Below are 9,979 nucleotides of genomic sequence, written 5' to 3'. Positions count from 1 at the left end.
GTCAACGCCGCCAACAGCAGCCTGATGGGCGGGGGCGGCGTCGACGGAGCCATCCACCGGGCCGGCGGGCCGCGGATCCTGGAGGAGTGCAAAGCCATCGTGGCGCGGCAGGGATCGCTACCGACGGGAAAGGCCGTCATCACCACAGGCGGGCGGCTGACGGCCCGCTACGTGATCCACACGGTGGGGCCGGTCTGGCGGGGCGGAAGGTACGGCGAGCCGGAGCTGCTCGCTTCCGCGTACCGCAACTCGCTCGCTCTGGCTGCGGAAAAGGGGTTGGCCACGGTCGCCTTCCCGTCCATCAGCACGGGTGCCTACGGCTATCCCATCGAGGAGGCGGCTCCCGTGGCGGTCGAGGCGGTGGTGCACTTCATCCGGGAGCGCACCATCCGGGGCGGCCTGAGCCTGCGCGAGGTACGCTTCGTGCTCTTCAGCCGCCCCGACTTCGAGGTATACCGCCGGCTCCTGGCAAGCCCGGTTCCCTAGACGGCATTGCGGCCCGGGCGAGCGAGGGACTGCCGGCCGTCCCTTTTGCTGGCGGGGCAGTACTAGATGCCATAAAGTTCGCCGTACTTGCGCTTCAGGTACGCGACGTACGGATCGACCCGCATGGGGCCGCCGGTCACCAGCTGCACCAGTTCCTTCGGCTTTAGCTTGGCCCCGTGCACGTGGATCTTCTCGCGCAACCACGAGAGGAGCGGCGTGAAGTCGCCGCGGGAGATGCCCTCCTCGATCCCCGGCCGCTCCCGGCAGGCCTGCTCGTAAAACTGCACCGAGAGGATGTTGCCGAGCGTGTAGGTGGGGAAGTAGCCGATACTGGCGTGCGACCAGTGGACGTCCTGCAGCACCCCGTGGGCGTCGTCCCGGGGCCGAAGGCCCAGATAGGACTCCATCTTCTCGTTCCACGCATCCGGCAGGTCCTTGACGCCGAGCCGGTCCTCCAGCAGGGCGTTTTCGAGCTCCAGGCGCAGGAAGATGTGGAGGTTGTACGTGACCTCGTCCGCCTCGGTGCGGATCTCGCTTGGCCTCGAGAAGTTGACCGCCTGGTAGATGGTCTGCACGTCGGCCTTTGCAAGCTGTTCGGGGAAGAGCGCGCGTGCTTTGGGCAAGAAGAACTGCCAGAATGCCCGCGAGCGGCCCACGACGTTCTCCCAGAGCCTGGACTGCGACTCGTGAACGCCAAGGGAGGCGCCCTCGAAAAGCGGCGTGCGCTTGAGCGATTCCGGGATACCTTGCATGTAGAGGGCGTGCCCGCCCTCGTGGATGGCCGAGAAGAGGGCCGAAGCGAAGTTGTTGGGGTCGATGCGGTTGGTCACCCGCACGTCGCCCGGCCCGAACCCGATGGTGAACGGGTGCGGTGACCTGTCCTGGCGCCCCCGATTGAAGTCGTAGCCGATGGCGCGCAGCGCCTCCAGCGTCAACTCCCACTGTTTGGCCTCGTCATACGGCTGGTGCAGGACGGCGTTGCTCACCTGGCCCTGGCGCGCGGCGATGGCCGCCACCATGGGGACGAGTTGGGAGCGGAGTTCGGCGAAGAGCGGCTCGATGTCGGAGAGCTTCATGCCGGGCTCGTACTCTTCCAGCAGGGCGTCGTAGGGGCGTTGCTCGTAGCCCAGGCAGTCCACGATCTGGCGCACCACGCGAAGGTTGCGCCCAAGATAGGGGGCAAACGCCGCGAAGTCGTTCTCCGCCTTGGCCCTGGCCCACACGTTGGTGGCAAGCGACGCGGACTCCGCCAGCTCGGCCACCAGCCTGGGCGGCACCTTGACGGCCCGGTCGTACTTGCGCTTGGCCACCCGGACGAGGCTCGCCTCGAACGAGTCGTACTCAAGCCCCTCGCAGCGGTCCGCCAGGCGCTTGAGGAGTTCGCCCACGCGGGGCTGCACGAACGTCTCGTGGGACAGCCTCGAAAGGGTGCTTAGCTGCGCTGCGCGGTCCTGGGCCCCTGCGCGGGGCATGTACGTCTCCAGGTCCCACTGGAGCACGCCGGCCGCCGCCTGCAGATCGGCCACGGTGCCCAGGATCTCCAGGAGCTCCGTGAATTCGGGGGAGGAGCGAAGTTCCTCGGGGGTCGTCGCCATCGCACCTATCCTTTCGTGAGCGCGCAAGCCGCGGCCGTTCCGGCGCGGCCGTCGCCAGGCCTCTCGGCGGTCTTGCGCATGAGGGCTTCCAGGGCTTTCCTACGCTCTTCCACCGCCTGCTCCTGCTGCCAGCGAACGGGCGGGGCGGCGCGCTCCTGGCACTGTTGCGCCGGCAGGGGGCAGCGCTCGCACGTCTCGTTGAGCAGCCCCTCGGGGATGGCCGGGTCGCCGGCGAAGCGCACCCGGCGGCGGAGTTCGTCGTCCACCCGCAGCCCCAACGTGACGCTCGTGCGCAGGTAAGGCGGGAGGTTCTCCTGGCGGGCGAAGCCCAGGCACAGGAACTCCTTCTGGGACTGCAAAAAGCGCGACCGCTGGATGCCGGGAAGCGGCCCGGGCCCGCCGAGGCGCGCCAGCTCCCGGATGATGCGGACGGTGAGCCAGCGGCGGCAGTAGTGCTCCTTCAGGTCGAACCCCTTGGGGAGCGACAGCTGGCTCATGTTGAGGTGCTTGTAGAGGCGGAAGCTGCCGTTCACCTCGCTGAAGCGCAGGAAGTGCACCTTCAGCTGGAAGTGCGACGGCACGAGCTCGCTGAACCGGTACAGAAGCGTCTCGGGCGTCACGTCGTACGCCGAGAGCATCTGAGCAAGGCGTTCGGGCCGCCAGGCCGGCTCCTGGAAGAACGCCTCGATATCGGCCACCACGGGTTCCCGGGGCATCAGGATGGCGCCGCCGACGTAGGCCGCCTTGAAGTCGTTGAGCACCTGGGTGAACGAATCCACCCGGTCGGGCGAGTTGGTGAGGGCCCGCTCCTGCAGGCCCAGAACCCGGTAGCCGATCTCCCGCGCCAGTACGAACTTGCGCTGCGAGGCCAGGAGCGCGGGGTTGAGAAGGAGCCTCGGCGGCCGGCCCGGCAGGAAGACGGCACGGTAGGTGGCGAGGGCGGGCCCTTCGTCCAGGGGGATGAGGCCCAGGATGTATCCGAAGCGGTTTTCGAGAACCTCGCGCAGTGCCTCCTCCTCGACCGGCAACCGGCCTTTGATCCCGGCGTCGGCGGCGAACGCTTCGGCGATCTCTTCCAGGTCGCGGAAGTAGTTGCCGTGGATCTCCTGGTACGAGCGCAGGGCCGCCAGGAAGAAGTGCTCTTCCCGGATGTTGTAACCCCGGGCGACGTCCGAAAGGGCCTGAGCCAGCGCGCTGATCTCGGCCGGCGAGCGGGTCAGGAGTTCCACCAGCGCCGAAGGGTCCACTCCGAACAGCTCCAGCGGGAACTCCTGGAGAGCCTGGGAGGAGAGCGCCTGCTCCAGGAAGTTGAGCGGCGGGTCCAGCCGCAGGGAGACGAGCTGGTCGTAGTCATACCCGAGCGCCCGGGCCAGGCGCAGGATCTTGTCGGCTTTGGGGTACTTGCGCCCCTTCTCGATCTCCGTGATGTAGGAAGGGGAAAGCGCAGAGCGCGCGGCCAGGTCGGTGACGGTGAGGCGGCGCTGCAGGCGGGCCTGGCGCAGCTTGAGGCCAAAGATCACGTGGATCGGGTTGATGGACACCCCGAATCCCGCCCCGATGAAAGATTGGCCGGGCACGAGATGTTTACCACATTGAGAATAGTGCCGTCAAGGCGAAACCTGACCCGCTCGCGGCTGTGCGCTTGCGGCGAAGATACGCCGCTCACCGGATCGCGTAGGTGACCGTGACGCTGGCCGTGAACTCCAGCTCGCCCGGCTCGACCGGCGTCGAGGTGTCCTCGAGCGCCGGTGCCCGCGCGCCCATCTGGATCCGGATGGGGGGCACGGAGGAGGTGAAGCTGACCCCGCTGATGCTGACCAGTTCGCCAAGCTGGATGCCTGCTGCCTGGGCCAGCGCCTGCGCCTGGGCGATGGCGTCCGCCACCGCCTGGCCCAGCGCCTGCTGCTTCAGGGGCTGAATGTCCCTCACGATGAAGCTGATCCCGTCAATGCGGTTGGCGCCCGCCTGCACGGCTGCGTCCACCACCTGCCCGGCGTCCTCGAGCTTCCGAAGATGGACGGTGAGGGTGTAGGAGGCGCGGTAGCCGACAAGCCGCTGCTCCCGGCTCTTCTCATCGTAGCGGAACACCGGGCCGAGCTGGATGCCCGAGGTCTGCATGTCGCGCGCTGCAATCCCGAAATCCTGCAGGGCTGCCAGAACGCGGTTGACCTTCCCGGCGTTTTCGTCCTGCGCATGCTGCGCCGAGGGCGCCTGCGTGTCGATGCCGATGGTGACCCGGACGGTATCCGGGCGGCCGAACACCGTCGCGCGGCCCGTCACCACCAGTGTCCTCGAACGCTCGTCTTGGTCGGGTGCGGCCGCCAGGGCCGGCGTGGCCATGGCTGCAGCGAGCGAGGCGGCCACCAGGAACGCGGCAACTGGCGCTCGCCGTCGGATTGCTCTCAACGCAAGCAAGCCACCTTTCCCGGCTTCTACCCCAGGTATTCGTAACCGGCCCGCTATACCTTTCGGTTGGCGCGGGCGCCCAGCCATGGAGTGGCTCCCTGGTGGCGGCCTGCAGGGCAGCAGGTGAGGAGATCGCACTCCTGGCACCGGGGCCGTCGGGCCACGCAGACCTTCCGGCCGAAGTAGATGAGCCGCAGCGGCAGGCTGGCCCACTCCTCGGGCGGGACGAGTTGCATGAGGTCCTGTTCGATCCGCTCCGGGTCGGACGCGAAGCTCAGGGCGAGCCGCCGGGAAAGGCGCATCACGTGCGTGTCCACGACGATGCCGAGGCCGTTTTCCTTCGGGTTCCAGCCCGGCCATTCCTCAAGGGCGGCCGCCGACAAAAGCACGTTGGCGGTCTTGCGGCCGACGCCCGGGAGGGTCAGCAGTTCTTCCATGCGGTGGGGCACTTCACCGCCGAAGCGATCCAGGATCTGCCGACACGCCTCCTGGATCATCCGAGCCTTTTGCCGGAAAAACCCGGTTGGATGGATGAGCTCTTCCAGTCGCCGGCGGTCGGCCCACGCAAAGTCCTGCGCGTCGCGCAACGCTTCGAACAGCACCGGCGTGACCTTGTTCACCGTGGCGTCGGTGCACTGGGCGGAGAGAATGGTGGCAATGAGAAGCTGCAGCGGGCTTCGGTGGCGCAGCGGGATGCGCGCCTCGGGGTAGCGGGCCTTGAGGGCCTCAACGATGGCCAGGGCTCGCCGTCGCCGGTGGGCTTTCGATTCGCGGCGAGGCGCGTCGGGTACGCTCACCTGCGTGACTTCGTCGGATGTAACGCGGTCGTTTGCCCCCATACGGTCTTCAGGGTAGCACAGTTGCGAGCCCGGTGGAAAGGACCGGCCCAAAGCGGGCTGCGGGGTCCAGATTCCGCGGGCACGGGGCTGTGGACATACAGTCGCGCCCCGAGGCGGGGAGGACATTTGTCCAGGACATTTGGCAGGATCCGCGGCACGGGAGGAGAAGAGTGCCGGTGCCAGAGGAACGCGGCCCCGCCTTCAGGCCGGGGTGCCCGGGGGACGGCGGGCCGGTCGCAAGGGCGGATGGCGTGGTATGGCGGCAGAGGGCGTGCACCGGGCTCTATCGCTTCTGACGTGGGCCCTGGCCCTGGGTACGGGCGTCCGCCTGCTGTGGCGGGAGATGGCGCCGGGGGTACGGCAGGCCCGCCAGGCAATCACAGCCGCCGCAGCGTGGAGGGCCAGTGCCCCTCAGATGTCGAGACGCTGGCGCGTGCGTCTGGCGCTCCTGATCGCGGCCGGCTTCAGCGCCTCCGTCGCGTGGGGAGCGCTGCTGCGCCTGACCAGCACGTACCTTCCCGGCAGTACCCTCAACTAACAGGCCTTCACGCGTAACGGGCCTTTACCCGGCCCCCGCCGGCGAAGCGGCGGGAGCTTCGGCCCGGCTGGCCCCCTGCAGGTAGGCAGCGATGGCTTCGGCTGCTAGCCGGCCGGCGGCTACCGCATGCACCACGGTGTTGGCGCCGGTCACGCAGTCGCCTCCGGCCCACACGGCACCTTTCGAGGTCATGCCCCGATCGTCTTTCACCAGGATCCGGCCACCACGTCCGGCTTCGAGGCCCGGCGTGGCCGCCGTCAGGTCCCGCTCGACCCGGTATCCCACCGCCAGGATGGCCACATCGATGGGGATCACGTACTCCGATCCCTCGATGGGCTCGGGGGAGGGGCGGCCGGAACTGTCCGGAGCCCCCAGCCGCATGCGCACGACCTCGGCGGCGACAAGCCGCCCGTTTTCGCCGAGAAAGCGCTGGGGCGCTACCAGGAACTCGAAGCGAACCCCTTCTTCCTCGGCCAGCGCCATCTCCACCGGGCGGGATGGGCTGTGCTCCCGGGCCCTCCGGTACAGGATCGAGACGTCTAAAGCGCCAAGGCGCAGCGCCGTGCGGGCGGCGTCCATGGCCGTGTTGCCGGCCCCGATGACGATCACCCTCTTGCCCGTCAGGTCCATGTCCTGCCCGGCCGGCCGGCGGTCGCCGAGCTGCGCCGCGGCCACTGCCATCAGGAAGTCCTTGGCGCTCACGACCCCCGGGAGATCCTCGCCCAAAACGCCCATCTTGACCGGCTCGTTGGCGCCGATACCCAGAAAGACGGCCCGGAACCCCATCTCGAACAGTCCATCCACCGTGACGTCCCGGCCCACCACGACCTCCTGGACGAACCGGATCCCCTGGCGGCGGAGGCGCTCAACTTCGGAGGCCACCGTCTTCTTGGGCAGCACGAACTCGGGAATCCCGTAGCTCATCACGCCTCCGGGCGCCACCCAGGCGTCCAGGACGGTGACCCGGTATCCGCGCCGTGAGAGCACGTTGGCACAGGAGAGCCCCGCCGGCCCCGCCCCGACCACGGCGACGTCGCCCACCTCGATCGCCGCACGCCCGTGCGGCCATGCCGCCGCGAGCGACGGGCGCCCCTCCGGGAACTGGGCGGAAAGGGCCTTTTCGGCGAGGTAGCGTTCGAGCGCTCCAATGGCGACAGGCTCGCCCTTCCGGCCGAGAGGGCACGCCCCCTCGCACTGGTTCTCCCAGGCGCAAACCCGGCCCGTGCAGGAGGAGATGGCGTTGTGGGCCCAGAGCATTCCAGCAGCCTCTTCGGCCCGGCCCTCGGACACCAGGCGGATGAAGCTCTTGATGGGGTTGTGGTTGGGGCAGGCCAGCTCGCACGCCGGTTTGTAGCACTGCAGGCACCGCTGGGCTTCTGCCACCGCCTCGTCGTCACGGTAGGTGAGGACGACCTCGTCAAAGTCCCGGATCCGCTCGGCTGCGGGGCGGTGGGCAATGGGAACCCGTGTATACTGCGGCCGTCGCACCGACATGCTGCAAGCCTCCCGTCTGGCCGGACCGGTTGACCGGCTGGTGCTGCTTTCGCGCGTTTCCACGCTAAGGGTAGCGGCCCTGCCGCAGGGGCGGCGAGGGCCGGGCGTCCCTGGCGTCTTGTGACATTTGTCCCTCCACCCCCGGTGGGTACCCGGGTAAGGGATCCGGGGAGTACCGGAGTATTGTCCCGGTCAGGACCGGGCAAACGACAGTTCACCGGGTCGTACGGCGGCTGCCACAATGAAGCCGGCAAGGCCATGCAAGAGGCCGCTGGGGCAGAGAGGCGGGCATCCGGCGGCGACCGGATAGAGAAGCTGCAGCAAGGGGGGTTTGCAGAGGATGCAGACGCTTTGGCGGGTCGTTTTCGGGCTGATGCGCATCTGGCTCGGGTATCAGTGGCTCGAGGCCGGCCTCGGCAAGATCACCAACCCCGCCTGGGTGGGTGACAAGGCCGGCGTGGCCATCTCGGGCTTCTTCAAGGGAGCCATCGCCAAGGCAGCAGGAGATCACCCGGCGGTGCGGCCCTGGTACGCGTCGTTCCTGGAGAACGTGGCGCTGCCCAACGCCACCACGTTCAGCTACCTGATCGCGTTCGGGGAGACGCTGGTGGGGCTTGCGCTCATCTTCGGCGTGCTGACGAGCTTCGCCGCCCTGATGGGGGCGTTCATGAACCTCAACTTCATGCTGGCCGGCACCACCAGCACCAATCCGATTCTGTACACGGTCGCCATCATCGTCATCCTGGCGGGTGCCCGGGCGAGCTACTTCGGGCTCGACTACTACCTGATGCCGCTGCTTCGCCAGACCGTGGCCAGGGTGCGCGGGCAGGAGCGTGATGCACAAGCAGCGCCCTGACGCCAAAGGGAGCCAGGGCGAGAAAAAGCCAAGGACTCCTCGGAGGGGCCCGGCAAGTGCCGGGCCCTACTTGTTGACAACTACTCTCACAACGAGGTATTCTCCAGCCGGAATGAGTATTATTAGATACCGGGAGGCGCTCCGTGCGTCCTGAAGTCGAGGCGTTCCAGAGGATACTGGCGGAGAAGGGGTACCGTGTCACCCCGCAGCGGGTGGGGATCTACGAGTACCTGCTGGAGAGCAAGAGGCACCCGTCTGCGGAGGATATCTACCAGGCGCTCAAGGACCGCTTCCCCATGATGAGCCAGGCGACGGTTTACAAAACCCTGGAGCTTCTGCTGGAGCTTGGGCTCATCACGGAGCTTGGATTCGGCGCTGCCGCGAGCCGTTACGATGGGAACCCCAGCGTGCACATCAACATCCTTTGCACCGCTTGCCATCGTATTTATGATGTAGTTGAGCCCGAGCTGGCGCGCCTGGCGGAGTCGGTAGCCGAGCAGTCGGGGTTCGTGGTGAGCGGCCAGCGGCATGAGCTTTACGGGATCTGCCCGGAGTGCCAGCGACGCCGGGGCGCGCACGTAGAGAGGTGAACGCCGTGCCATCAAACCAGGGAGGGAAGCCAGCCAGAAAGCCGAAGCAGCGCAAAGCCACCCAGTCTCGCCGCAGCGCCGCCGATGAGCGCGAGAGCTCCATCAATTTGCTGCAGACCTACCTCAAGGAAATCGGCAAGGTGCCGCTGCTGACCCACGACGAGGAGATCGAGCTTGCCAGGCGTGCCGAGAAAGGCGACGTGCGGGCCAAGACCCGGCTCATCGAGTCCAATCTTCGCTTGGTCGTCAACGTGGCCATGCGCTTTGTCGACCGGGGCGTGCCGGTGCTGGACCTGGTTCAGGAGGGTAACATTGGCCTGATGCGGGCGGTGGAGAAGTACGACTGGCGCCGGGGGTACCGGTTCAGCACCTACGCCACCTGGTGGATCGTCCAGGCGGTGCGCCGGTCGCTCAGCGACCAATCCCGCACCATCCGCCTGCCCGCTCATATGATTGAAACGATAGGGAAGGTGAACACCACCGCGAGCCTCCTGGGCCACGAGCTGGGCCGCGAGGCCACCCCCGTCGAGGTGGCGGCGCACCTCGGGCTTGGGACGGAGCGTGTGGAGGAGGCGCTGCGCGCTTCCCAGGAACTCGTCTCCCTGGAGAACCCCGTGGGCGACGACGGCATGCGCGTGGCGGACTTCGTGGGCGACGAGCAGGCGCCCCCGCCCGATGAAGAGGCCGCCAAGAACCTCCTGAAGGACCAGATACGGCAGGTGCTCACGGCTCTCCCGCCCGTCGAACAGACGGTGTTGAAGCTGCGCTACGGGCTGGACGACGGGCAGCCGCACACCCTGGAGGAGATCGGGCGGCGGCTGGGGGTCACCCGGGAGCGGATCCGCCAGATCCAGGAACGCGCCCTTGCCCACCTGCGCGGCCCTGCGCGGACGGCCGCGCTGGACATCTACCTTTCCTGAGGTTTCCGGGCGACACACTGGCAGGAGTTTCGTTCCCGCCCGCGGATTTCTCTTATTAGCACGGTGCGCGGGTTGTCACGGTGCGGCTATGCGCTGGCGCCGCGCCGGCCGTCGCTTGGAGAGGTGGGGTCGGGTGTATCGGGGACGCGAGGGCATGCTGGCCTGGGCGCTCCACCGGATTTCAGGCCTGGGCGTGCTGTTCTTCCTTCTGCTGCACATTGCCGATACCGCTTTAATCCTGGCCGGCCCCGCGTG

The 9,979-nt window shown here is 67.8% G+C and carries 10 protein-coding genes; 5 read left to right on the top strand and 5 right to left on the bottom strand.

Annotated features, from left to right (window positions below; translation table 11 throughout):
• Nucleotides 1-486, top strand: a 486-nt coding sequence (locus AB1609_08215) for an O-acetyl-ADP-ribose deacetylase (protein ID MEW6046452.1), incomplete at its 5' end; no start/stop codon positions are given.
• Between the two features lie 62 nt (nucleotides 487-548).
• Here the strand turns inward: AB1609_08215 and AB1609_08210 are convergent.
• The 4 genes from AB1609_08210 to nth all read right to left on the bottom strand — a co-directional run bounded on the left by AB1609_08210 (nucleotide 549) and on the right by nth (nucleotide 5,284).
• Nucleotides 549-2,081 carry a carboxypeptidase M32 gene (locus tag AB1609_08210; GenBank protein ID MEW6046451.1) on the bottom strand — a complete coding sequence of 511 codons (1,533 nt, stop codon included), beginning with the start codon at nucleotides 2,079-2,081 and terminating at the stop codon, nucleotides 549-551.
• A gap of 5 nt (nucleotides 2,082-2,086) precedes the next feature.
• Complete coding sequence (locus AB1609_08205) at nucleotides 2,087-3,622, bottom strand: helix-turn-helix domain-containing protein (protein ID MEW6046450.1); 1,536 nt, start codon at nucleotides 3,620-3,622, stop codon at nucleotides 2,087-2,089.
• A 121-nt stretch (nucleotides 3,623-3,743) separates the two neighbouring features.
• Nucleotides 3,744-4,487: an SIMPL domain-containing protein gene (locus AB1609_08200; protein MEW6046449.1), complete on the bottom strand. Its 744-nt coding sequence runs from the start codon at nucleotides 4,485-4,487 to the stop codon at nucleotides 3,744-3,746.
• A gap of 53 nt (nucleotides 4,488-4,540) precedes the next feature.
• Nucleotides 4,541-5,284: an endonuclease III gene (gene nth / locus AB1609_08195; protein MEW6046448.1), complete on the bottom strand. Its 744-nt coding sequence runs from the start codon at nucleotides 5,282-5,284 to the stop codon at nucleotides 4,541-4,543.
• A gap of 298 nt (nucleotides 5,285-5,582) precedes the next feature.
• Between nth and AB1609_08190 the strand changes: the two genes are divergently transcribed.
• Entirely contained in the window at nucleotides 5,583-5,864 is a 282-nt protein-coding gene (locus AB1609_08190) for a hypothetical protein (GenBank protein MEW6046447.1), read from the top strand.
• Between the two features lie 24 nt (nucleotides 5,865-5,888).
• On the opposite strand, the gene AB1609_08185 is transcribed toward AB1609_08190, so the two are convergent.
• Nucleotides 5,889-7,358, bottom strand: coding sequence for an NAD(P)-dependent oxidoreductase (locus tag AB1609_08185; GenBank protein MEW6046446.1), 1,470 nt, complete (start codon nucleotides 7,356-7,358; stop codon nucleotides 5,889-5,891).
• Between the two features lie 340 nt (nucleotides 7,359-7,698).
• Between AB1609_08185 and AB1609_08180 the strand changes: the two genes are divergently transcribed.
• From AB1609_08180 to AB1609_08170, 3 genes are all read left to right on the top strand, one after another.
• The gene (locus AB1609_08180) at nucleotides 7,699-8,214 is read left to right on the top strand and encodes a DoxX family membrane protein (GenBank protein MEW6046445.1); all 516 of its coding nucleotides are present in this window, start codon (nucleotides 7,699-7,701) and stop codon (nucleotides 8,212-8,214) included.
• A gap of 143 nt (nucleotides 8,215-8,357) precedes the next feature.
• Nucleotides 8,358-8,804, top strand: coding sequence for a Fur family transcriptional regulator (locus AB1609_08175; GenBank protein MEW6046444.1), 447 nt, complete (start codon nucleotides 8,358-8,360; stop codon nucleotides 8,802-8,804).
• A gap of 5 nt (nucleotides 8,805-8,809) precedes the next feature.
• Entirely contained in the window at nucleotides 8,810-9,724 is a 915-nt protein-coding gene (locus AB1609_08170) for a sigma-70 family RNA polymerase sigma factor (protein MEW6046443.1), read from the top strand.
• Nucleotides 9,725-9,979 lie beyond the last annotated feature (255 nt).

This window comes from Bacillota bacterium (assembly GCA_040754675.1).
Taxonomy (GTDB): domain Bacteria; phylum Bacillota; class Limnochordia; order Limnochordales; family Geochordaceae; genus Geochorda.
The sequence above is the reverse complement of the archived record's forward strand: the minus strand, read 5'-3'. Positions and strand labels throughout refer to the sequence as shown.